The 21,770-nt window shown below is 65.5% G+C and carries 21 protein-coding genes; 12 read left to right on the forward strand and 9 right to left on the reverse strand.

All coding sequences use genetic code 11. The features are described from left to right. Nucleotides 1–121: 121 nt before the first annotated feature. Complete coding sequence (locus tag U8330_RS22130) at nt 122–628, forward strand: DUF427 domain-containing protein (RefSeq protein ID WP_323107742.1); 507 nt, start codon at nt 122–124, stop codon at nt 626–628. Nucleotides 629–703: 75 nt separating this feature from the next. Here U8330_RS22130 and U8330_RS22135 read toward each other — a convergent pair whose 3' ends face one another. From U8330_RS22135 to U8330_RS22145, 3 genes are read right to left on the reverse strand one after another with little or no spacing between them, the layout of a single operon-like run. Continuing rightward, nucleotides 704–1,522: an alpha/beta hydrolase gene (locus U8330_RS22135; protein ID WP_323107743.1), complete on the reverse strand. Its 819-nt coding sequence runs from the start codon at nt 1,520–1,522 to the stop codon at nt 704–706. A gap of 8 nt (nt 1,523–1,530) precedes the next feature. Then, nucleotides 1,531–3,018, reverse strand: coding sequence for an NAD-dependent succinate-semialdehyde dehydrogenase (locus U8330_RS22140; RefSeq protein ID WP_323107744.1), 1,488 nt, complete (start codon nt 3,016–3,018; stop codon nt 1,531–1,533). Nucleotides 3,019–3,033: 15 nt separating this feature from the next. Further along, nucleotides 3,034–4,260, reverse strand: coding sequence for an iron-containing alcohol dehydrogenase (locus U8330_RS22145; protein ID WP_323107745.1), 1,227 nt, complete (start codon nt 4,258–4,260; stop codon nt 3,034–3,036). Nucleotides 4,261–4,462: 202 nt separating this feature from the next. Here U8330_RS22145 and U8330_RS22150 point away from each other — a divergent pair, with 202 nt between their 5' ends. From U8330_RS22150 to U8330_RS22170, 5 genes are read left to right on the forward strand one after another with little or no spacing between them, the layout of a single operon-like run. Continuing rightward, nucleotides 4,463–5,155 carry a GntR family transcriptional regulator gene (locus U8330_RS22150; RefSeq protein WP_323107746.1) on the forward strand — a complete coding sequence of 231 codons (693 nt, stop codon included), beginning with the start codon at nt 4,463–4,465 and terminating at the stop codon, nt 5,153–5,155. A 9-nt stretch (nt 5,156–5,164) separates the two neighbouring features. Next, nucleotides 5,165–6,739 carry a sugar ABC transporter ATP-binding protein gene (locus U8330_RS22155; RefSeq protein ID WP_323107747.1) on the forward strand — a complete coding sequence of 525 codons (1,575 nt, stop codon included), beginning with the start codon at nt 5,165–5,167 and terminating at the stop codon, nt 6,737–6,739. Further along, nucleotides 6,736–7,728, forward strand: coding sequence for an ABC transporter permease (locus U8330_RS22160; protein ID WP_323107748.1), 993 nt, complete (start codon nt 6,736–6,738; stop codon nt 7,726–7,728). Before U8330_RS22155 ends, U8330_RS22160 begins: the two co-directional genes overlap by 4 nt. A 52-nt stretch (nt 7,729–7,780) precedes the next feature. Continuing rightward, nucleotides 7,781–8,731: a substrate-binding domain-containing protein gene (locus U8330_RS22165; protein WP_323107749.1), complete on the forward strand. Its 951-nt coding sequence runs from the start codon at nt 7,781–7,783 to the stop codon at nt 8,729–8,731. 57 nt (nt 8,732–8,788) lie between these two features. After that, entirely contained in the window at nt 8,789–9,382 is a 594-nt protein-coding gene (locus U8330_RS22170; protein WP_323107750.1) for a DJ-1/PfpI family protein, read from the forward strand. 100 nt (nt 9,383–9,482) lie between these two features. Here the strand turns inward: U8330_RS22170 and U8330_RS22175 are convergent, their stop codons facing one another. Both U8330_RS22175 and U8330_RS22180 read right to left on the reverse strand, forming a co-directional pair. Beyond that, on the reverse strand, nt 9,483–10,106 hold the full coding sequence (locus U8330_RS22175; RefSeq protein WP_323107751.1) for a pyridoxamine 5'-phosphate oxidase family protein: 624 nt from the start codon (nt 10,104–10,106) through the stop codon (nt 9,483–9,485). Between the two features lie 93 nt (nt 10,107–10,199). Then, nucleotides 10,200–11,186 (reverse strand): MBL fold metallo-hydrolase, encoded by a 987-nt coding sequence (locus U8330_RS22180; RefSeq protein WP_323107752.1) that lies wholly within the window; start codon nt 11,184–11,186, stop codon nt 10,200–10,202. Nucleotides 11,187–11,308: 122 nt separating this feature from the next. Here U8330_RS22180 and U8330_RS22185 point away from each other — a divergent pair, with 122 nt between their 5' ends. Beyond that, nucleotides 11,309–12,205: a LysR family transcriptional regulator gene (locus U8330_RS22185; RefSeq protein ID WP_323107753.1), complete on the forward strand. Its 897-nt coding sequence runs from the start codon at nt 11,309–11,311 to the stop codon at nt 12,203–12,205. A 316-nt stretch (nt 12,206–12,521) separates the two neighbouring features. Then, nucleotides 12,522–13,034: a MucR family transcriptional regulator gene (locus U8330_RS22190; RefSeq protein WP_323107754.1), complete on the forward strand. Its 513-nt coding sequence runs from the start codon at nt 12,522–12,524 to the stop codon at nt 13,032–13,034. A 51-nt stretch (nt 13,035–13,085) separates the two neighbouring features. Here the strand turns inward: U8330_RS22190 and U8330_RS22195 are convergent, their stop codons facing one another. The 4 genes from U8330_RS22195 to U8330_RS22210 are packed head-to-tail and all read right to left on the reverse strand — an operon-like array spanning nt 13,086 to nt 17,836. Further along, nucleotides 13,086–13,772: a hypothetical protein gene (locus U8330_RS22195; protein ID WP_323107755.1), complete on the reverse strand. Its 687-nt coding sequence runs from the start codon at nt 13,770–13,772 to the stop codon at nt 13,086–13,088. Continuing rightward, nucleotides 13,769–14,908: a glycosyltransferase gene (locus U8330_RS22200; RefSeq protein ID WP_323107756.1), complete on the reverse strand. Its 1,140-nt coding sequence runs from the start codon at nt 14,906–14,908 to the stop codon at nt 13,769–13,771. Before U8330_RS22200 ends, U8330_RS22195 begins: the two co-directional genes overlap by 4 nt. Before the next feature lie 13 nt (nt 14,909–14,921). Further along, the gene (locus U8330_RS22205; protein ID WP_323107757.1) at nt 14,922–15,785 is read right to left on the reverse strand and encodes a glycosyltransferase family 2 protein; all 864 of its coding nucleotides are present in this window, start codon (nt 15,783–15,785) and stop codon (nt 14,922–14,924) included. Then, nucleotides 15,767–17,836 carry an HAD-IIB family hydrolase gene (locus U8330_RS22210; protein WP_323107758.1) on the reverse strand — a complete coding sequence of 690 codons (2,070 nt, stop codon included), beginning with the start codon at nt 17,834–17,836 and terminating at the stop codon, nt 15,767–15,769. Before U8330_RS22210 ends, U8330_RS22205 begins: the two co-directional genes overlap by 19 nt. Nucleotides 17,837–17,935: 99 nt before the next feature. Here U8330_RS22210 and U8330_RS22215 point away from each other — a divergent pair, with 99 nt between their 5' ends. Genes U8330_RS22215 through U8330_RS22230 form a run of 4 tightly spaced genes read left to right on the forward strand, consistent with a single transcriptional unit; the run spans nt 17,936 to nt 21,724 of the window. Further along, nucleotides 17,936–18,937, forward strand: a complete 1,002-nt coding sequence (locus U8330_RS22215) for a glycosyltransferase family 4 protein (protein WP_323107759.1) — start codon at nt 17,936–17,938, stop codon at nt 18,935–18,937. Then, the gene (locus U8330_RS22220; RefSeq protein ID WP_416236954.1) at nt 18,934–20,160 is read left to right on the forward strand and encodes a glycosyltransferase family 4 protein; all 1,227 of its coding nucleotides are present in this window, start codon (nt 18,934–18,936) and stop codon (nt 20,158–20,160) included. The genes U8330_RS22215 and U8330_RS22220 overlap by 4 nt, the downstream gene beginning before the upstream one ends. After that, nucleotides 20,157–20,735 (forward strand): hypothetical protein, encoded by a 579-nt coding sequence (locus U8330_RS22225; protein WP_323107760.1) that lies wholly within the window; start codon nt 20,157–20,159, stop codon nt 20,733–20,735. Before U8330_RS22220 ends, U8330_RS22225 begins: the two co-directional genes overlap by 4 nt. Continuing rightward, the gene (locus U8330_RS22230) at nt 20,735–21,724 is read left to right on the forward strand and encodes a hypothetical protein (protein WP_323107761.1); all 990 of its coding nucleotides are present in this window, start codon (nt 20,735–20,737) and stop codon (nt 21,722–21,724) included. The genes U8330_RS22225 and U8330_RS22230 overlap by 1 nt, the downstream gene beginning before the upstream one ends. Nucleotides 21,725–21,770: the final 46 nt, after the last annotated feature.

The raw sequence follows: 21,770 nt of genomic DNA on the forward strand, positions 1-21,770 counted from the left end.
GACGTTCTGGATCAGCGGGCCAGCGCCGGGCCGACTGTAGCGCCGCCTGCGCGGCTTCGACCTGCCACCCATCTTGCAAAGTCGCGAGCCCGCATCATGTTCCGGACAAGAGGAGGAGAGCATGGCCCAGCTTCCGCATCCCGTTCCCGATCCCTGCCAGCCTGGGCAGGAAAGCGTCTGGTCGTTTCCACGACCAAGCATCGCTCAGCCGGTGCGCAATCATCTCAAGATCATCTTCGACGGACGTGTGCTGGCCGAAACGTCGGCCGGAATCAGGACAATCGAAACCAGCCACCCGCCGACCTATTATTTCCCGCCGACGGACGTCGACCTGACCTGCCTGCGGGAGAGCAGCAGCACCTCCTTCTGCGAATGGAAGGGGCAGGCGCGCTATTTCGATGTCGTCTCGCACGGCAAGACGAGCCGGAATGCCGCCTGGTCCTATCCCCGGCCGACACCCGATTTCGAGGCGATCCGCGACTATATCGCCTTCTACCCGCAGCACATGGACCAATGTCTTGTGGATGGGGAGATCGTTATTCCACAGGCCGGACAGTTCTATGGCGGCTGGATCACCTCTACGCTCGCCGGCCCCTTCAAGGGGACGCCCGGAACCGAACGGTGGTAGGCGGCCAGGCAGGGGGCTGACGGCCGGACCTTGCAAGGCGAGGCTGTGCCTCACACCGACATGGGGAACGCCTCTTCAGGTCCGGGCGATCATCCCCTGCAGAGCCCGGCTGAGCGCATTGCCCGGAATGCCGAGCTTCAGCACGCTGCTCATATGGTTTTCGCCCGCGATGGTCTGTGCCTGCACGGCCAGCCCCTGGGTGCGAAGGTGATCGGCGAAGCGGTTCGCCTGATCATGAAAAGGCGCCGTCTCGTCGCCGCCGACAAGAATGGTGGTGCGGCAGGTCGGATCATGGTCCTGCGTCAAGGGCGTGAAACGCGCGACCTCCTCATCCGTCAGGCCGATTTCCTCTTGCAGAAAGGAATGCTGCAGCGGTTTGAGATCATAGAGACCGCCGAGGAGGAGCGCGTTCCGGAAAGCCGGTCGCTCCTGCTCCGCATGGAGGAGGAAGGTCGCGAGATGCGCCCCGGCGGAATGGCCGCTGACGCTCAGGCGCGCCGGGTCGCCGCCGAAATCGGCGATGTGCGCGCGGATCCAGTCCGCCGCGTTTCGCGTCTGGCTGACGAGCGTGGCAAGCCTTTCGCCGGGCATCAAGGCGTAATCGAGAATCACGGCGATGGCGCCGGCCGCAGTGATGCTCTCGGCCATCATCGCGTAGTCTCGCTTCGAGAACATCCGCCAATAGCCGCCGTGGATGAAGAGGTGGACCGGCAGTCCTTGTCTCGGCCCGGGCGGAAAGAACAGGTCGACCGTCTCGGCCTCACCGGGTCCATAGGCAAGGTCTGCGACCATCGGCACCGCTTGCCGCGCCGCCGCGCTTCGCCGGCGTATCTCGTCGACGATGGCGTCGAAGTCGGCGACGTGGCTGCGGATGTGGAACGGATCAGGCTGCACGGCCGGGCTCAGAAGCTGGTCGCGATATATTTGGCTTCCATGAACTCGGCGATGCCATGGTGCTGGCCCCCCTCGCGGCCGAGGCCGCTCTGCTTGACGCCACCGAAGGGGGCGGCCGGATCGGACACGAGGCCGCGATTGAGCCCGATCATGCCGGCATCGACGCGGGAGGAAACCCGCAGGCCCCGCCCGACATCGCGGGTGTAGATATAGGCGGCCAGCCCGTATTCCGTGTCGTTGGCGAGATCGATCACCTCGGACTCGTCGGTGAAGCGATAGAGCGGCGCGACCGGACCGAAGATCTCCTCGCGCGCCATCAGCGACTCCCGGTCGACATCGACAAGCACCGTCGGCGGATAGAAGAAACCGGCTCCATCCGAAGGCGCGCCGCCGCACAGCGCCCTTGCGCCCCTCTGCCTGGCATCCTCCACCAGCCGATCGATCTTCTCCACCGCCTTGCGTGTGATCATCGGTCCACACTCCGTCTGCTCGGAGGCGCCGGCGCCGATTGAGAGCGCCTGCATCCGGCGGGTCAGGGCAGCGGCGAAGGCGTCATAGATGCCGTCCTGGACGAAAATGCGGTTTGCGGCCGTGCAGGCCTCGCCGGCATTGCGCATCTTGGCGATCATCGCTCCATCGAGTGCGGCCTCCAGGTCCGCATCGTCGAACACGATGAAGGGCGCGTTGCCGCCAAGTTCCATCGAACAGGAAATGACATGCTTCGACGCTTCGGCCAAGAGCGCGCGGCCGACGCCGGTGGAGCCGGTGAAGGAGAGTTTGCGCACGCGCGGATCGGCCAGGATGGCGGCGGTCATGCTGCCCGGATCGCTCGTCGTCAGCACGTTGACGACGCCGGCCGGCACGCCCGCCTCTTCATAAAGCGCGGCCAGCGCATAGGCGGTCAGCGGCGTTTCGCTTGCCGGCTTCAGGATGACCGTGCAACCGGCGGCAAGGGCCGGCGCGATCTTGCGGGTCGCCATGGCGGCCGGGAAGTTCCAGGGCGTGATCAGCAGGCAGATGCCGATCGGCTGGTAATCGACGATGATCCTGTTCGTGCCGGCCGGGGCAAGCGCGAACTCGCCGCTGATGCGCACCGCCTCTTCCGCGTTCCAGCGGAAGAACTCGGCGGCATAGGCGACCTCGCCGCGCGCGTCCTTGAGCGCCTTGCCGTTTTCCATCGAGATCAGCTGCGCCAGCATCTCGGCCCGCTCGACCATCAGTTCGAAGCAGCGACGCAGGATTTCCGATCGCTTGCGGGGCGGGGTGTCGCGCCAGAGAGGCGCTGCCAAGGCAGCGGCCTCCACGGCTTTGGCCACCTCGTCCGGGCCCGCATCCGCTACGTGAGCGAGCACGGCTTCCGTCGAGGGATCGACGACGGCGATCGCGCGGCCCGTGCTGGACGGGGTCCATTGCCCGCCGATGAAGAGACCGCGCGACGCAGCGGCAAGGTCGGGCAAGGCGTGGTCGGCCTGGAGACGGGCATGGGCGAGGGTCATGGTCAATCGTCCTGATTAGAGTGCGCTGGCGGCGATGTCGCCGTTGTAGGCGGCCGTCACCAACCGCTTCATGGCGTCGAGATCGAAGGCGCGCGGGTTGTTCTTGATGAGGCGGTCGATGCCGATGGCCTGTTCGGCGGTCCACTCCAGTTGATCGGCGGCAAGGCCGAGCGACTGGAGCGTGGTGGTGATGCCGATCGCCGCGAAGATGCGCTGAACTTCCTCGATCGCGGCCTGCGCCATGTCGAGGGTGGAGCGGCCGGCGGACGGAAGACCGAGAGCGATCGCGACTTCGGCCAGCTCCGGCGCGGCCGCACGTCTGTTGTAGCTCATGACATAGGGGAGAAGGGTGGCAACGCCCTGGCCATGCGCCGTATGCGTCAACGCGCCGGCCGGATACTGGATCGCATGCGCCGCCGCCGTGCCCGCCGTGCCGAAGGCACAGCCGGCGGCGAGCGCGCCCATCATGACATCGGCCCGCGCCTCCTCGTCGGTGCCGTCGGCATAGGCCTTTTCAAGGCTGCGCCCGAGGAGCTTGATGGCGAGAAGCGCGAAATGATCGGTCAGCGCGCTCTTGCCGATGAAGACATGGTTCTGGGCAAGCAGCGGATCGGCGCTGCGCCTCGCGGCGGTGAAAGCCTCGATCGCATGGGTCAGTGCGTCAGCGCCGGCGACGGCGGTCAGGCCGGGCGGGCAGGTCATGGTCAGCTCGGGATCGCAGAGTGCGGCCGTGGCGATCAGATGCGGGCTGGAAATGCCGACCTTCAGCGTCCGGTCAGGATCGGTAATGACCGCCACTGGCGTCACCTCGGACCCTGTTCCGGCCGTCGTCGGAACGGCGATGACCGGCAGCACAGGCCCCGGCACCTTGAACTCACCATAGTAATCCTGCAGCCGGCCGCCGTGGCTGAGAAGCAGGGCGGCGCATTTCGCCATGTCCAGGCAGCTTCCGCCGCCAAGCCCGATCACCATTTCCGGCCCGAAGGCCCGCGCGTCTTCCAAGCAGGCGGCAACGCTCTCGCGCGGCACGTCGGGCAGGACGCCGTCATGCACGAAGACCTCGACGGAGGCGGCGCGAAGGGCATCCATCATCTCCTGGAACACCTGGATCTCGGCGAAGCGGCGGTCGGTGCAGACCAGCGCCCTCCGGCCGAGGCGCGAGGCGACTGCCGGCAGGGCGTGGCGCTGGCCTTTCCCGAACAGGATTTCATGCGGCAGCCGGATCGCGGCGAACTGGGTCATTCTGGTGTCCTTAGAGGGAGCGAGGGCGCGAGAGGCTTGCAGCTGGCGAACCGGAAAACGGCATTCCGCCGCCTGCCGAAAAGATCCACCTGATCCAACTGTCTCATCACTGCTGCGTTACCGGATATAAAATCGTATAGGATATAGGATTGCATGTGCCGGAGCATCGTGATAGCGCTTGATCATGTCAAGGGGCAAACTCATGCAGAACAGAATTTCCCGGCAGTCCGAACCCGCACTCGGCTCTCCGATCCAGAGATCGACCAGCCTGGCCGGTGACGTCTATGACGCGATCTTCGCGCAGCTCATGTCGCTCAAGATCGCGCCCGGCGCTCGCATCACGGTCGACAATCTGGTCAAGGAGTTCAGCGTCTCCCATACGCCGATCCGCGAGGCGCTCGGCCGGCTCGAGGGCGAGGGGCTGGTCATCAAGACCCATCTGATCGGCTACAGCGCTGCACCGCAGATCACCCGCCGACGCTTCGACGAACTCTATGCTCTGCGCCTGCTTCTCGAGCCGAACGGCGCGGCCGGGGCCGCGAAGGTCATGACGGAGGAGAGCCTGGCGGCCCTGAAGGACGCGGCCGGGGTGATGGGGCGAGGCAGCGCGGACGACCGGGTGCGCTATTCGACCTTCGCCCGCCAGGACGCGATTTTCCACGACATGGTCATGCAGCTCGCCGGCAATGAACTCATCCGGGAAACGCTCAATCATCAGCACACCCATTTCCACATCTTCCGGCTGATGTTCCATTCCCGCGTCACCGAGGAGGCTCTGGACGAGCACCAAGCCCTGCTCGAGGCTTTTGCGGCGGGCGATCCGAAGGCGGCCGAGCAGGCGATGCGCGCCCATATCGAACACTCGCGGGATCGGCTTCTGCCGGCCTTCGACTGAGGGCGGCCGATGTCCACTCTGTCGATTGTCGCCCGCGAGCCGGCCGTGCAGGCTCCGATCACGAGGCCGCAGCCTGCGCTGCCGGTGTTGCGCGCCGAGGGCCTGAGCAAGGCCTATGACACCGTCACCGTTCTGTCCGATGTCAGTCTCGACATCTTTCCCGGCGAAGTGCATGCCGTCATCGGCGAGAACGGTGCGGGCAAGTCCACCTTCATGCGGCTTCTCGCCGGCTACGCGGCGCCCACCACCGGCACGCTCGTCATGGAAGGCCAGCCGATCGCCTTCGCCAAGCCGGAGCAGGCGCAGAAGGCGGGGATCGTCCTTGTCCATCAGGAGATTTTGCTCGCCGACGGACTGACCGTTGCAGAGAACCTGTTTCTCGGCCGTGAGCTGATGCGGGGCGCGATCGTCGACGACCGCACCATGCGCCGCCTCGCGACCGAGAAGCTCGCCGAACTCGGCTGCTTCGTCTCGCCCAACGCGCTCGTGCGCGATATCCCGCTCGCCGACCGGCAACTGGTGCAGATTGCCCGGGCGCTGCTCGACGACTACCGGCTGGTGATCTTCGATGAGCCGACGGCGGTGCTGACGGGCGGGGAGGTCGAACGGCTCCTCTCGATCATTGCCCAGCTCAAGGCGCGCGGTATCGCCGTGCTTTATATCAGCCACCGGCTGGACGAGGTCCAGCGTCTCGCCGACAAGGTGACGGTGCTGCGGGACGGCACGATGATCGGCACCTATCCGGCCGAAGGCCTGTCGCAGCTGGACATGGCCAAGCTGATGGTCGGCCGCGACCTGGCGGCCATGTATCCGGAGCGGCGGGCGAAGAGTCTCGGCGAAACCCTGCTCGAAGTCCGGCAGTTCACCGTTCCCGGCTACGCGAAGGACATTTCGTTTTCGGCGCGGATGGGCGAGATTCTCGGCTTCGCCGGAATGATCGGCGCTGGGCGGACCGAGCTCTTCGAAGGCATCACCGGTTTGCGCGCGGCGTCGGGCCGCGTTCTGCTGCGCGGCCAGCCGCTCGAAATCCGCAGCCCGCGTGCCGCGATGGATGCCGGCATCGGCTACCTGACCGAGGACCGCAAGGGCAAGGGCCTGCTGCTGCACGACCGGCTGGCGCCCAATCTGACGCTCTCCGCCATCAACCGCTTCCACCCCGGCCTCATGCTGCGCCGACGGCGCGAGCAGGCGGCCTTGGGCGAGGCGGTCGGCACCTACGACATCCGGCTGAAGAGCCTCGGGGTTGATGCGGGACACCTCTCCGGCGGCAACCAGCAGAAGCTGCTGCTCGCCAAGGTCATGCTGACCAACCCCTCCGTCGTCATCATCGACGAACCGACACGCGGTATCGATATCGCCAACAAGGCGCAGATCTACGCCTTTATCCAGACGCTGGTCGAGGAGGGGCGGACCTGCATCGTCATCTCGTCCGAAATGCAGGAGCTGATCGGCATCTGCGACCGGATCCTCGTGATGCGGGAGGGGCGCATCGCCGGGGAGGTTTCGGGCGAGCGGACGACGGAACACGAGATTGCGCTGCTGGCCACGACCGATGGCACGACGGCCGAGGGAGGAACACCATGACTGCGATCACCGAGGTGGGCACTGCGCGCCCACCGCGCGACTGGACGATCAACTGGGCCGATATCGGACCCTTTCTGGCGCTCGCCGCCCTGCTCGTCATCGGCTTCGGCATCAATCCGGATTTCCTGTCCGGCACGAACCTTGCCAATGTGATCACCCGCAGCGCCTTCATCGCGATCATTGCGGTCGGTGCCACCTTCGTCATCTCGTCGGGCGGACTGGATCTCTCCGTCGGCTCCATGGCGGCCTTCATCACCGGCATCACCATCCTGTTCATGAACAGCCTGGCGCCCGGCTGGGGTGCCTGGGCGATCCCGATCGGCATGGCGGTCGCGGTCGGAACGGGCCTTCTTTGCGGCCTGGCAAATGGCCTGATCGTCACCGTCGGCAAGATCGAACCGTTCATCGCCACGCTCGGCACGATGGGGATCTTCCGCGCGCTGATCACCTATATGTCGGACGGCGGCACGATCCCGATCGACCGGAGCCTGCGCGAGGCCTATCGGCCCGTCTATTTCGGCACGGTCGGCGGCATTTCCTACCCGATCCTGATCTCGCTTGCGGTGGCTGCCGTCGCCTCTTTCGCGCTCTACAAGATGAAATACGGACGCAAATGCGCAGCCGTCGGTGCGAATGAGGATGTTGCCCGCTACTCCGGCATTTCCGTCATCCGCACGCGCACCGCGGCCTACGCGATCCAGGGCGTCTGCGTGGCGATCGCCGCGATCTGCTACGTGCCGCGTCTCGGCGCGGCGACGCCGACGACCGGCGTTCTCTGGGAGCTTCAGGTGATCACCGCCGTCGTGATCGGCGGGACGGCCTTGCGGGGAGGCAAGGGCCATATCTGGGGAACCGTGGCCGGCGCCGTGATCCTCGAACTGATCGCCAATCTGATGGTGCTGTCGGATCTCGTCTCGGAATACCTCGTGGCGGGCGTTCAGGGCGTGATCATCATCATCGCCATGCTCATTCAGAGGTTTTCAAAGTAACCCGCCATCGGACCGGCGGAGGAGTTTTAAAGGTCCATTTTGGGAGGAACGCATGCTGACGAAAAAAAGACTGGCGGCCCTGGCCGTCACATCACTGATCATGGCCGGCCAGGCGCTGGCCGCGGAGAAGAAGGTGGTCGCAGTGTCGATCCCCGCGGCCGACCATGGCTGGACGGCGGGCATCGTCTATCACGCCCAGGCGGCGGCCAAGGAGGTCAACGCGGCCTTTCCGGATGTCGAGGTGGTGGTGAAGACCTCGCCGTCGGCGACGGCACAGGTCAGCGCGCTCGAGGATCTCTCCGCCGGCCGCAAGCTCGATGCGCTTGTGATCCTGCCCTACACTTCCGAAGAACTGACGACCCCGGTCCAGGCCGTCAAGGACGCCGGAGCCTTTATCACGGTGGTCGACCGCGGGCTCAACGATCCGTCCATCCAGGATCTCTATCTCGCCGGCGACAACATCGCCGTCGGCCGCAACACCGCGAAATACATGATCGACAAGCTGGGCGGGAAGGGCAACCTCGTCGTCCTGCGCGGCATCCCGACGGTCATCGACGATGAACGGATCAAGGGCTTCCAGGACGCGATCCAGGGCACCGATCTCAAGGTTCTCGACATCCAGTACGCCAACTGGAACAGCGACGAAGCCTTCAAGCTGATGCAGGATTACCTGGCGAAATATCCGCAGATCGACGCCGTCTGGGCCAACGACGACGACATGCTGCTCGGCGTTCTCGAAGCGGTGAAGGAATCCGGCCGCAAGGACATCAAGCTGGCGCTCGGCGGCAACGGCATGAAGGACATCGTCAAGAAGGTCATCGACGGCGATCCCATGACGCCGGTCGAAACGCCCTATCCGCCGGCCATGATCAAGACCGCAATCTACATGACCGTCGCCAATCTGGTCGGCCAGGCGCCGGTTCGCGGCACGGTCAAGCTCGATGCGCCGCTGATCACGAAGGAGAACGCGCAGGAATATTACTTCCCGGATTCGCCCTTCTGAGATTTCCAACGGGGCGGCACAGGCCGCCCCCGACCATCATGACGCAAGGAGCAACTTATGCCAGGCAAGAAGATACTGATGCTGACCGGTGAATTCACCGAGGAATACGAGATTTTCGTCTTTCAGCAGGCGATGGAAGCCGTGGGCCACACTGTGCATGTCATCTGCCCCGACAAGAAGGCCGGCGACCTCATCAAGACCTCGCTGCACGATTTCGAGGGCGACCAGACCTACACGGAAAAGCTCGGCCACTTCTTCACGATCAACAAGACCTTCTCGGAAGCGGAAAACCAGTTGGACCAGTATCACGCCGTCTATGCCGCCGGCGGCCGAGGCCCGGAATATATCCGCACGGACAAGCGCGTTCAGGCGATCGTCCGGCATTTCCACGAGGCGCAGAAGCCGATCTTCACCATCTGCCATGGCGTGCAGATCCTGATTGCCGTGGATGGCGTCGTGCGCGGCAAGCGCGTCGGCGCGCTGGCGGCCTGCGAGCCCGAGGTCACGCTGGCGGGTGGGACCTATGTCGATCTCTCGCCGACAGAGGCCCTCGTCGATGGCACGATGGTGTCCGGCAAGGGCTGGACGGCGCTCGCGGCCTTCATCCGCGAATGCCTGAAGGTGCTGGGCACCGAGATCGTCCACCACTGACGACCCTGGCGCGGCGGGGGGCTTGCCGCGATGACAGGACCAGGGGGGGAGGAGGCTGGCGCGCAGGCGCCGGCCTTTTCGTCGGTTGCAGCCATGCTGCTCAATGCTCGGCCCCGGAAAGCCTTGCCCGCAGCGCTGCGTTCTCGCTCTCAAGCTGCTCCAGCCGGTCGCGCAAGGGGCGGACGGCGGCGTCGATCTGCGCCTCCGTGTAGCGGGGAACGATATGCTGCGGGCAGTTCCAGTCGAAGGCTTCGAGCCGCAGCTTGACGATTCTCTCGGGCTTTCCCCGGTAGCTTGGATCCGCAAGCCGGGCAGTCAGCGCCGGATCCTCATCGAGCGTCAGCCGCTCGACATGGGCGTAGATCTTCAGCCGGGCGCGACGCGGGTAATCCATCCGGAACAGGCAGGCCCGATCATTGGTCGAGAAATTGCCGGCGCTGATGTATTGCCGGTTGCCCCGATAGTCGGGGAAGGCCAGCGTCTGCTCGTCGAGCACGGCCAGGAAGCCTGCCTTGCCGCCGCGATGCTGCACATAGGGCCAGCCTGTTTCGGAGACGGATGCCATGTAGAAGCTGTCGCGCTCGGCGATGAAGCCGATCTCGCTCTCGGTGAACCGGTCGGAGGGGCGATCGTGACCGCCGAGCCAGATCTGCTCCGCCCCCATTTCGGCCTGCGCAGCCCTGACGCTCGGCGTCACGGCGACTTCCAGAAAATGGTACGGCATCGGAATCATCCTTTCCGGGGCGGCGCCATTGCGGCCCGCCCGCCTGTTGCCCGCAAAGGCAGCGCCTCGGCTTGGCTTTTTTCGAGGGCAGTCTCAATCCTGTAGCGCCCAATCGGCAACCTGCCAGCGCAAGGCTCCGCCCTCCCGCACGAGATGGCCGAGCCCGGGGAACGGCATATGGGTGGCGGCGACCAGCGCGCCTTCGGCTGCGGCCTGGGGAAAGAACCGGTCGCGCATGGCCTTTGCCGCCGCTCGGTCCTGCTCGAAGAGAAAGAAGACATCGGTTGCCATGGGGTGGACGACGGGGAAGATCATGTCGGAGACCATGATCATGCTCTTGCCCGCGTCCTCGACGCGGACGCCGATATGGCCCGGCGTGTGTCCGGTGAGATCGACGACCGAGATACCGGGCATGATGTCCCGCTCGCCATCGATGGCCTGCAGCCGCGGATAAAGGCGCACGACCTCCTCGGCCATCCGGAAACTGGTCTGGAGGTAGTCGGGCGCGCCATTCCGTTTTCCGGCATCCGTCCAGTGGGCGACATCGCGGCGGTCGATAAAGATCTCGGCCTCCGGAAAGACCTGCCTCCCGCCCGCAACCAGCCCGCCCATGTGATCCTGATGCATATGGGTGACGATGACGGCGTCGATCTGCTCCGGCTTCAGCCCGAGCGTGCCGAGCGCCTGCGGGAGCTGGCCGGTCTTGCCGATCGAACCCGCGGCCCCGGCATCGATCAGCACGCGCCGCTGCCCGTCTTCGATGAGATACTGGTTGAAGAGGAAGCGGACACCGCTCTGGCGCGCCGTCAACTGTCGCTTCGCCGCATCTTCCACCTCCTGCGGCGTCCGGCCCGGAAAGAAGTCGTAGGGCATGTCGGCGAAGCCATCGGTCAGTGCCGTCACGGTGAAGCGGCCGATGCGGATCTGCGCAAGCGGCGTGATGCCGGCGACCGGCTTCTCGATGGCCGGAACTGCCGCACGGGCAGGAGAGGTAAAACTGCTCCCTGAAACCAATGCGCCTGCGCCGATCAGGCCGAGGGGAAGAGCGCCGGCAAAAGCGCGACGGGACAGGTGGGTCATGTCAGTCCTCCATCGAGACAGGATGCGCTCCATGCGTCATCTATCGCTTACTCTATGCTCTCGGGATCCGATAGGGTATCATGGGCATCCGAGAAGGTTCCTCCTGAAAACTGGAAGGGTTCATGGACCGGTTGGAAGCGATGTCGATCCTGCTCGCCGTGGTGGATGCCGGCAGCCTTTCGGCCGGCGCACGGCAGTTGAAGGCGCCGCTGGCCACCGTCAGCCGCAAGGTTGCCGAGCTCGAAAGGCACCTCGGTGCGCCGCTCGTCATCAGGACGCGGCATGGCCTTTCGCTGACTGAAGAAGGCCGCGCATATGTGGCCGCGTCCCGCCGAATCCTGGACGATGTGGAGACGGCGGAGCGGGACGTGAGCGGCGACGGCCTCGGCCCGCGCGGGACGCTGCATGTGACCGCGCCGATCGTCTTCGGCGAGCGTCATGTGCTTCCGCAGACGCTCGCCTTCATGCAGGCTCAGCCGGAAATCACCGTGCGGCTGGCTCTCGTCGACCAGCAGGTCAGTCTGAGCGAAGACCATGTCGATGTTGCCGTTCGGATCGGTCATCTCCTCGATAGCGCTCTGATCGCAACAGGGGTCGGCAGCGTACGCCGCGTTGTCTGCGCCAGCCCCGACTATCTCGCACGCCGCGGCGTCCCGGCGCAGCCGTCCGATCTTGCGCACCATGACGGCATCAGCTTCCAGGGGTTCGCCACAGCGCCGGAATGGCGCTACCGGCGCGACAGTGCCGCCTTCACCGTCGAGCCCCGGCCGCGCCTCTCGGTCAACACAACGGATGCGGCGATCCAGGCTGCGGTGGCCGGGATCGGCATCCTGCGCGTGCTCTCCTACCAGGTCGCCGACCAGCTAAGCTCCGGCGAACTCGTCGAACTGCTGCCGGACTTCGCCCCCGACCCGCTGCCCGTCCACGCCCTCCACCGCCCCCTCGACCCGCTGCCATCGAAGATCCGCGCCTTCCTGGACTGGGTCGTTCCACGTTTGAGGGCGCAGGGGGCATTTTAGGTCGCGCTCGAAAGTCACGACTTAGGTATTCAGGCAATATCCGCTGTTGAACTGGCCTCGAGATGGCAGAGCGCAAATGTCACATCACGATATTTCGAGTGCTTCCGTTGATGATGGCACAACCCAGCGGAAACTGGTCGCGCGATTCATATCTCCGTGGTCTGTCCAATGCAGCATGGACGTCTGCTGCTCGAACAAAGCTTTGCGAGTGGTGGAAAAACAACTCCATCCTTGCTCAGTGGCCAGACATTTCTTCCTTTCATCGATCTTTCTGTTTAAATGATGCATCGCCACGTGATTCAAAGATGGAGGCTCTATGTCTGACCAGCCCGAGACAAAGCAGGCACTGATCCCGCTGACCGCTGCCATCGTCAGTGCCTATGTCACCAGCCATCGGCTGCCGGCGGGACAGTTGACCGGGCTGATCGGCGAAGTGCATCTGGCGCTGAGCGGGCTGGGCAATCCGGTCGCTGTGCCGGAACCGGAAAGCAAGCCGGTGCCGGCCGTCCCGATCCGCAAGTCGGTCCAGGATGATTATCTGATCTGCCTGGAGGACGGGAAGAAGTTCAAGACTCTCAAGCGCCACCTGATGGTGCATTATGGAATGACGGCGGAGGACTACCGCGCCAAATGGGGCCTGCCGGCCGATTATCCGATGACGGCGCCGGCCTATGCTGCACGCCGTTCGGAATTGGCGGTCTCGGCAGGGCTCGGCCAACGACGGGCGGCAGCCACCAAGGCGGCGCCGGCTGTCGAGGATGAGGGGGAACCGAGCGTCCAACCGCGCAAGCGGGCAGGGCGGCCGGCCAAGCAGCCCGCCTCTTCCTGAGCGACAGGGGCAGTGCCGGCACAGGTGTTCGATGCGGTCTGGCTTCAGCAATCAGGCAAGCGCAGGTGATGCTTGCCCGGGAAACGTGCCGTCATCGTCGCCATACCAGAGTGTTTGGAGCTCGCGAGGCACCTTGTCCGGCTTGGAGTCGCCGATGAAGATGATGATCGGGCCCTGATCGGTCTTTTCGGGATCGTAGAAGTCGAGCAGATCGGGATGGCGCTGCTGGAGGAAATCCGGCAGGCGGCCGCTTCGGCGAAGAAGATGGTCGACGACGACCTGGTCTCCATGGACGGAGTTCGGCACGGCGCCGCAGGACCCCGGCATCATCCAGCGCTGCGGCTCGGCTTTGAAGGTTTCATAGAGATCGGCAAACGCCGTGCCGCGCCAGCGCATCAGTGCGGTTGAAAGCCGGCCTTTCAAAAAATAGTCCTCCATTGCCGCCGACCCCTCGTCCGTGATCGCCGAGGCATCGCCGCAGAAGACGGTGTCGAGGTCGCAGAGGATGGTCAGATCGTCGCTCACCTCGGGGCGAAAGGCCTCGAACTTCGCCCACCAGGCGGGCCAGTCGTGGCGAAGCGGGATAAGCTCCACACCCGGCACCGCGATCGGCAGGTCGCTCAGGCAGACGACGCGATCCAGGCCAGCAATCGACCGCCGCGCGCCGCGGTGCAGCCGATCCACCCAGCCCGCATCATAGCGCCCGCCGCTCTTCAGCACCGTCAGAAGCGTCGTCATTCGGCAGCGACCACCGTCAGGCGTGGCGCGGCCGCGTCCGAACCGGTCCAGAGCTCGTCCGCGAGGCTCTCCAGCCAGGTGGCCGCGTTGCGTGCCGCGTCTGGGTCGTGCAGCGCGCGAAGAGCGGCAGGGTCCAGAGCCTCGGCAGCGCCGAGAAGCGCCTGCCAGGCCGCATAGTCACCGGGCCAGGCGGGGGCCGTCACAGCAGCGCCGAGCGCGCAAAGCGCGTCCGCCTTGCGGTGCTGCTCGGCGAAGTATCGCCATTCCGGCATGACGACGAACTTGGCGCCGACGCGGGCGATCTCATGCACCGTATTGTCGCCCGCCGATGCGATGACGATATCGGCGGCGGCGATATGGTCGGTGACATTGCTGACCCAGCCGAGCTCGCGCAGGTTTGCAAAATCCGTCTCGTGCCCCTCCCGGTGCACCGGTCCGGCCACGAGCCACAGCGCGTCCGGGACGGCGCGGGCGCCCATGGTCAGCGGTGCGAACGGCGTTCCGCTGCCGCCGCCGCCGGTCAGCACGAGGATCACGGTCTGATCATCCGGAAGCCCAAGCTTCAATCGTGCCTCCGCCCGGCTCGGCACAGGATCGCGCGTCGTGCAGAGACCGCCGGTATAGGTCGTCTTGGCGCGCAGCCTGGCCGGGTAATCCGCCTGCTCCAGCCGCTCGTTAAAGGGCGCAATCAAGCCGACGGCCGCCTCGTAGGAGCCGATATGACCAATGTCGCTGCGATCGCCATGCATGCGGATCTGAACGGTCGGGACACTGGCGATCCGGCCGAGCATGCCGATCTCGGAGGAAACGTCCACCACGAAGAGGCCGACATCGCGGTCGTCCAGGTGATCGAGAATGGTGCGCATGGTGTGGCGCATCGAGGAAAGGCCAAGCGGCACGCAATGCATGACGGAAGGTGTCGGCTCCTCGAAGAGGCGCGGGGTGGGGACCGTGTCGCCGATCATGTTGGGAAGCGCGATCACCTCGATGCGGGGATCGGCGCCGGCAAACTGTTCGGGCGCCGCCGTCATGACCGAGACCGGCCGGTCCGAGCTCAGATGTTCGGCGATCGCCATGGTGCGGTTGGCATGGCCGCGGCCCTGATGATGGACGAAGAAGGCAATCGGCTTTTTCATGGGGCGGGTCCTGTCAGGAAAAGAGAACAGTGTCGGGCTGGCGGGCGGCGGCGATTTCCTGCGTGCCTGGATGACGAAGGATGCGGATGTCCGGCCTGTCGGCGGACCAGGCAATCAGGCCCCGTTCGGCGAACTGGCCGAGCCAGTAATCCATGCACCAGACGCCATGCTTGGCGCGGTAGAGGGCTGCATTGCGCAGAATATCGTCGAAGTGCTGGAGCGGGGGGATATGGACCGTGTGGTGCTGATGCAGCGCGCGGGCACCGCCCACGCGAAAGGTCGGAAGCCCGGCCTCGGCCGCACGCCGGGCGAGATCGGTTTCCTCGCCTCCATAGCCGTAGAACTTCTCGTCCATACCGCCGAGCAGCATCCAGCTTTTCCGCCGCAGCGCGAAGGAGAGGCCCCAGAGCTGGCCGGAGTCCGGCTCCTCGGCCATGCCGTGCGAAGGGAAGGCGGGCTTCGAGGGGTGCAGGACGCCGTCGCGCAGCAGCGTGTCGAAGGATAAGGTTTCGGAAGGCAGTCCGCCCGGCAGATAGAGCACCTCGCCGAGCATGACGCCGTCCCGCTGCGCCAGCGCCGATCCATAGGCCTCGACGGTGGTGGGCGAGGGAATGCAGTCGACGTCGAGAAAGATGAGATGCTCGCCGGCCGCCGCATCCGCCGCCCTGTTCCGCGCGGCCGCGAGCGGCAAAGCGTCGCCGGAGACGAAGACATGGCGAACGGGGAAGGGGAGATCCGGCAGCGTGTGCTCACGCTGCGGCTGCATCCAGGCAATGACCAGTTCCAGCGGCGCCACGGTCTGTCGCGCCAGCCCGCTCATGAGGGCACGGAGGTGGTCGATCCGACCCCGGACGATCGTCAGGACGCTCGCGGACATGCAGCCTCCGCCTTGCGACGAAAATGCAGGACGCCTTCGATGATACCGGCGGCATGCGTGTTCGAGGCAATGTAGGAGTGCTTGAGGGCAGGAAGCTTGCCGAGATCGTCTGAGTAGTTGGCGACGATGATCGACTGCGGGATCGATTGCAGCATCTCGATATCGTTGCCGGAATCCCCCGCAACGAAGACGGCGGTCTGGGCAAGGCCGTAGCGGCGGCGCACGTGATCGACCGCCGTGCCCTTGGATGCCTTGATGGGAAGAATATCGAGATAGCGCCTGTGGCTGTGGATGACGGAGGCGAGCAGGCCGGCATTCTGCAGGGCCCGTTTCACCCGCTCGATCGTGGCATGCGTGCCGTCGCTGAAATAGCTGAGCTTGAAGTCCCGCTGTTCCAGCGGTGCCTGCGGGGTCACGCCCTTGATCGTCCGCAACACGCGCTCGACGGACGAACGTTGCCAGTTGCCGCCGATCTGGTGCAGCCAGTCGTGGTCCTGCACATAGGACACGCCGTTTTCGTCCAGCGTGTAGATTTCCGAGCCGACGGAGGTGATCATCACCTCCGGGCGCGGAACGTCCTGCTGTTCCAGCACGGCCATGGCACTGTGGAAGGACCGACCCGTCGCGACCCCGAAGGCCAGGTTTTCCTGAACGCGCCGCCAGTTCCCGAATGCATGAAGATGGGGGACCGAACCGACGAGCGTGTTGTCGATGTCGCTGATCAGGAGCTGGATCGGCCGCTGAACGGCGGGCTCGGGCGGATGGACGAGGTCTGTCAGAAGCTCGCTGTATCGCGTCACGTGCCGCGACCAGTCGTAGGTGCGCACGGCAACATCCCCGTACTGCGAGAAGCGGTCCCAGAGGGTGTCGTCGTTCAGGATCTGCAGCAGGGCATCGGCAATGCCGTTCGCGTCGCGCGGATCGACCAGAAGGCCGTTGCCGCAGGTCTCGATGATGTCGTTCGGTCCGCCGCTGTCGGTGGCGACAAGCGGCAGGCCGACGGCCGCGGCTTCGAGCAGGGTCAGGCCAAAGGGTTCGTTCAGCGCAGGATTGACGAAGATGCCGCGGCGGTCGCGGGCATAGGCATAATAGGCCGGGATATCTTCGCTGCGGTGCGACTTCGGATAGGCGACCTTGCCGTAGAGATCGTGGCGGTCGATCAGTTGAAGCAGCTCCTTGAGGTTTTCCGCCATCTCCGCCTCGAGCGCATCGATGTCCCCGCGCGTGCCGGCGACGATGACGAGATTGGCGAGCGCCTGCAACGGCTTGGAGCGGCCGTAAGCCTCCACGAGGCCCGCAAGGTTCTTCTTCGTCACCGGTCGGGCGATGGCGAGGAGAACGGGCTTCTCCGGCTCGGTAAGAAAGCGGCCCAGCTCCTGCTCGACGGCGGACGAGGACTGCGCGCCGCGAAACGCCTTCAGGTCGCTGCCGGGCGGGAGCACGCGAATACGGCCGGGATCATAGTTGCGATAGCTCTTGTACTGCAGCTCCGCCTCGTCGCGCGAAGAGGCGATGACCAGCGAAGCCTGGTCGAGCGCCAGCTCTTCGGCGGCGATGCGCTCCTTGAAGCCGCGGTCGCCGGCGCAGGACGGCATGGCCTTCTGCTTGACCTTGCCCAGCGAGTGTCCGGTGAAGACGAAGGGAATGCTGAGCCGCGCCTTGACCTCCGCCGCCACCGCCGCCGCATCGGCATAATGGGCATGCAGCAGATCCGGCCGCTCCTGCGCGGACTCCAGATGCGCGATCAGCGCGTCCGAGAAGCTCTGGATCTCGCTGTGAAGATCTTCCTTGGCGAGATAGGCGGGGTCGTCAGTGGGGAAGCGAAGGATGGTCGTCTTCGGATCGACGACCTCTACGGCCCGGCGGTAGGCCTCGCCAAATCCATCGAAGGCCCGGGTCGCGATCACGGTCCTCGTCTCGGGAACCTCCGCCGTGCAGGCAGAGACGAGATCGAGAAGGTAGCGGATGTGTCCGCCCGTATCGGTTGTTATGCCATATTCGACATTGTTTCCGCGAAGGCACCCTTGAAGTGCGACATGAAGAACGAACATACATGATCTCCAACGCAGTCAGGACCATGCATGCCAAACCGCGACAGTGAACTGAGTAGGCCCATAAAAGTTGCACAGGTTGCTCCAAATATTTTCCCTGTGCCGCCGCACAACCATGGCGGGACGGAGCGCGTCATCCATGACCTCTCCGTCGGGCTTCAGGAGCTCGGCTGCGCGGTCACCCTCTTCGCCCCTTCGGACAGCACATGCCCCGTGCCGCAGGTCGGCGCGCTGCCGAGCCTGCAGTACCTGGAAAACCAGCACGGAACGGTGCCTCCGTCCATCCCATCCGTACTCGAAGCGGTGCGGATGGAGGAGCTGCGACAGGTCATGGATGCGTTCGACATCCTTCACTTCCATGGCGAATTCTTCCATGCGGCCCTGCTTGGTCCGCGCCGCCGAACCTCGCTGACGACCATCCACTGGCGGGTGGACGAGCTCGACCGGGCGTTGTTTTTCGGGGCTTTCCCCGATCTGCCGGTCGCCGCGATTTCGCAGGCGCAGGAGCGGGCGCTGCCTGTTTCGAACCGCGCCGGCGTGGTCCTCCATGGCGTCGATCCGACCCGTTTCGAACCGAACGAGACCCCACAACCGTACCTGGCTTTCATCGGGCGGATGACCGATCAGAAGCGGCCCGATGTGGCGATCCGTGTGGCGAAGGCCGCCGGCCGGCCGATCCGGCTGGCCGGCACGATCGACGTCGGCAACCCGCTCTATTTCGACACCTATGTCCGGCCGCAGCTCTCCGGCGAGGCCGAGTATATCGGCCCCGTGGACGACGCCGCGAAGAATCTCCTGCTGCGCGATGCAAGCGCGCTGCTTTTTCCGATCGACTGGCCGGAGCCCTTCGGCCTCGTCATGATCGAGGCCATGGCCTGCGGCACGCCGGTCATCGCCTGGAACCGGGGATCGGTGTCCGAAGTGGTCGAGCATGGCGTCACCGGCTTCATCGTTGACAGCGAAGACGAGGCCATTGCCGCGATCGGCCGGCTGGATCAGCTCGATCGCCGCCGCGTGCGTGCCAGGTTCGAAGCGCGGTTCACGGCGCGGCGCATGGCGCAGGATTATCTCGACCTCTATGAAAAGCTCCTGCAGTCATGATGCGCACGGCCCTGATCGCCTGGGACTACCCACCTTCGCCCAGCGGCCTTTCAACGGCGGCGCGTGAAATTGCCGAAAGCCTCGTGATGCAGGGCTGTGACGTGACCGTCTTTACCGGTGATCGGAGCGGCACCGGCGTCACCAACGGCGTTCGAGTTGTTGGGTGCGAGATCCCGCAACGATCGCGCTTGGGCCGGATGCGCAGGTATGCCGCGCTCGGCCACCTCGCCGCGCCGCTGCGCTTCCGCGATGCGGTGCTGGCCGCCCATGCCGAGACGCCGTTCGACGTGGTGGAGGCGACCAACTGGTATGCCCCCGCAGTCCTGCTGGCGGGGCGGACGGGACTGCCGCTCGTCACCCGCAATTCCACCCCAGCAGCCTGGTCGCGGGAGGCGGCCCAGTCGCCCCGCAACCGGTTCGACAGCTGGGCGGCGGACCGCTTGGAGCGCCGCCAGGCCGCGGGCAGTGCTGCCCTCATCTCGAACACCGCCGAGCATGGGCGGCGGATCGAGACGCTGTATGCGCTTGCAGCAGCGCGGGGCGGTCGGCAGCAAGCCCATGAAACGATCGGCCTCTCGCTGGCCTCGTCCGTTCTGGAGCGGGCTGCGCGCGCGGCTTATCCAAGAGGCGCCGGCCCCCTCAGCATCCTCTTCGTCGGCCGGGCCGAACCGCGGAAAGGCTTTCACGAGCTTGTGGAGGCTGTCGGACTTCTCGCTCCGCTCGTGGAGCGCGCCGAGCTTCCGGATTTCCGCGTCGCCCTTCTGGGAGTCCCCGAGGCCGATCTGCCCGCCAACCTCGATCCCGCCACGCGTCGCCACCTAAACCCTCTCGGGCGCCAGCCGGACGGCGTGCTGTTCGACCTTTACGAGGCCGCCCATTTCGTCGCCGCTCCCTCCCGCTATGAAAGCTTCGGCCTTGTCTACCAGGAGGCGATCGCCTTCGGCCGGCCGGTCGTCGCCTCGGCGGAGGATCCGAGCGCGCGCGCCTTTATCGGCAAGACCGGCGCGGGCCTGCTGGCCGAGCGGACGGACGCGCCAAGCATTGCGCAACAGCTGCGGCGCCTGCTCCAGTCCGAAGAGCTGCGCAGCCAGGTCCGCAGGCAGGCGCTGGAGGCGGCTGGCACGTTTACCCGCGCCACGCTGGGCGAGCAGACGGTGGCGCTCTATCGGAAAGCCATCGCGAACGCGGCAGCGAGCAGTAGACTAGACGGGAGCACACAATGAGACGCACTGCCATTATCGGCAATGCTCCGGAGTTCGACGGCACGAGCTTCGAACTCGACGCCTACGATCATGTGGTCCGCTTCAACAACACCGCAGGCCTCGGGGCGACGGCCGGCGCGCGGACGAATGAGCTGGTGCTGGTCAGCCGCGGCGGCCAGCCGGCCGAATGGCTGGCGGATCCGGGCTTCGTCGCGCGGCGCGCCGTGCAGGATGCCGCGCAGATCACGCTCGTTTTCCCACCCTCGACCAAGCCGGCGGACGAATGCCATGCGCATGGCCTGATCGCGCGCCTCGCGCCGCTGGGCAAGGTGATCGGCTGGATCGACGAGGAGACGGAGGAGCGAGCCCGCACGGCGCTGACGGACCAAGGCGGCGACGCGCGGGCGGCGCTCAGCTCCGGTTATCTCTACACGTTCCGCGTGCTGGAAGCCGATCCCGGTGGCGTGCCGCATGTCTTCGGCTTCGGTTTTGCAGGCTGGGACGGCCATGCCTGGGCTGCGGAGCGAGCCTGGTTTCAGGCCGCTCACGAGGCCGGCCGTCTCGTTCTCCACCCGCTTGATCCGCCGGTCCGGTGATGGGGCCGGATGACACGCCGCAGCTCTCCGGACGCTGCCCGCTCTGCCGCGCGCGGGGTCTTCAGCCGACCGCGCGGAGCCTGCGTCACGGCGATGGACGACGCCACTTCGCCTATGTCTGCTCGCATTGTGGTCTGCTCCTCGATGAGAATAGCCGGAATGATGAGGCGGCGAACGCCTTCTTCCAACGGCTCATGTCCTGCGACGTGATAGAGCCGTCCCTGAATGACCCTGTAGGGTTCGATCTCTACACGCTGCGAACGCTTGCCAGCCGGTTCGACCTTGCAGCGCTGCCGGCCGATGCGGCCCAGGCCGAGGGCCTCGAAATGCCCCATGCGGACCTCGCCGCCCGCGCGCGCCTCCTTCCTCTTGCGGCGCTGGCGCCGACGCCAGTATCGGTTGGCGTCATATGCAGCGAGAGGGAGCTGGCGACGGTGCTCGATCGGGCAGGAGACATGCGCTCCTGGGCGCGGGAACTCGTCGTTCTCGTCGATCGTCCGGCGACCACGCCCGCGATCCGCGACGCGTTCGTGGCGGTCCTGTCCCGTCCGCTCGAGGGCAATTTCGCTGCACAGCGCAATGCCCTGCAGGCGCACTGCGCAAGCCCCTGGGTGCTGCAGCTCGATGCCGACGAAAGCCTGTCGGACGGTCTCGGGTCTCGGCTTGGCCGCTTCGCCGCGCTCGCCGATCAGCAGGGCGCAGTGTCAGTCGGCCTGCCGCGGGAAAACCTGGTCGAAGGGCGCCTGACGGACCTTTATCCGGATATCCAGTATCGCCTGAACCGCCGAGAGATTCTCTTCGAGGGTGTCGTGCACGAGCGCCCCGTCCGCCCCTGGCAGAAGAGCTTCATCACCCTTTCCGGTGCCATCCGCCACCATCTGACCGCCGAGCATGTCGCGAACCGATCCGGGACCTACGAAGCTCTGAACCCAGGTGGTGGTCGATTGTTCGAGGCGGCCGCGCTTTCACGCGCCTATTCGCCTTTTTAGGGATGGTGCCGAATGCGGGGACAGGTTCGAGAACGGATCGGTTTGC

The organism is Rhizobium sp. CC-YZS058, assembly GCF_034720595.1.
Lineage (GTDB): Bacteria > Pseudomonadota > Alphaproteobacteria > Rhizobiales > Rhizobiaceae > Ferranicluibacter.

Excerpts from the sequence above, each read along its gene's own strand:
- U8330_RS22130 (WP_323107742.1), top strand. The coding sequence starts at position 122 with ATGGCCCAGCTTCCGCATCCCGTTCCCGATCCCTGCCAGCCTGGGCAG.
- U8330_RS22140 (WP_323107744.1), bottom strand. The coding sequence starts at position 3,018 with ATGACCCTCGCCCATGCCCGTCTCCAGGCCGACCACGCCTTGCCCGAC.
- U8330_RS22145 (WP_323107745.1), bottom strand. The coding sequence starts at position 4,260 with ATGACCCAGTTCGCCGCGATCCGGCTGCCGCATGAAATCCTGTTCGGG.
- U8330_RS22150 (WP_323107746.1), top strand. The coding sequence starts at position 4,463 with ATGCAGAACAGAATTTCCCGGCAGTCCGAACCCGCACTCGGCTCTCCG.
- U8330_RS22155 (WP_323107747.1), top strand. The coding sequence starts at position 5,165 with ATGTCCACTCTGTCGATTGTCGCCCGCGAGCCGGCCGTGCAGGCTCCG.
- U8330_RS22160 (WP_323107748.1), top strand. The coding sequence starts at position 6,736 with ATGACTGCGATCACCGAGGTGGGCACTGCGCGCCCACCGCGCGACTGG.
- U8330_RS22165 (WP_323107749.1), top strand. The coding sequence starts at position 7,781 with ATGCTGACGAAAAAAAGACTGGCGGCCCTGGCCGTCACATCACTGATC.
- U8330_RS22170 (WP_323107750.1), top strand. The coding sequence starts at position 8,789 with ATGCCAGGCAAGAAGATACTGATGCTGACCGGTGAATTCACCGAGGAA.
- U8330_RS22175 (WP_323107751.1), bottom strand. The coding sequence starts at position 10,106 with ATGCCGTACCATTTTCTGGAAGTCGCCGTGACGCCGAGCGTCAGGGCT.
- U8330_RS22180 (WP_323107752.1), bottom strand. The coding sequence starts at position 11,186 with ATGACCCACCTGTCCCGTCGCGCTTTTGCCGGCGCTCTTCCCCTCGGC.
- U8330_RS22185 (WP_323107753.1), top strand. The coding sequence starts at position 11,309 with ATGGACCGGTTGGAAGCGATGTCGATCCTGCTCGCCGTGGTGGATGCC.
- U8330_RS22190 (WP_323107754.1), top strand. The coding sequence starts at position 12,522 with ATGTCTGACCAGCCCGAGACAAAGCAGGCACTGATCCCGCTGACCGCT.
- U8330_RS22195 (WP_323107755.1), bottom strand. The coding sequence starts at position 13,772 with ATGACGACGCTTCTGACGGTGCTGAAGAGCGGCGGGCGCTATGATGCG.
- U8330_RS22200 (WP_323107756.1), bottom strand. The coding sequence starts at position 14,908 with ATGAAAAAGCCGATTGCCTTCTTCGTCCATCATCAGGGCCGCGGCCAT.
- U8330_RS22205 (WP_323107757.1), bottom strand. The coding sequence starts at position 15,785 with ATGTCCGCGAGCGTCCTGACGATCGTCCGGGGTCGGATCGACCACCTC.
- U8330_RS22210 (WP_323107758.1), bottom strand. The coding sequence starts at position 17,836 with ATGTTCGTTCTTCATGTCGCACTTCAAGGGTGCCTTCGCGGAAACAAT.
- U8330_RS22220 (WP_416236954.1), top strand. The coding sequence starts at position 18,934 with ATGATGCGCACGGCCCTGATCGCCTGGGACTACCCACCTTCGCCCAGC.
- U8330_RS22225 (WP_323107760.1), top strand. The coding sequence starts at position 20,157 with ATGAGACGCACTGCCATTATCGGCAATGCTCCGGAGTTCGACGGCACG.
- U8330_RS22230 (WP_323107761.1), top strand. The coding sequence starts at position 20,735 with ATGGGGCCGGATGACACGCCGCAGCTCTCCGGACGCTGCCCGCTCTGC.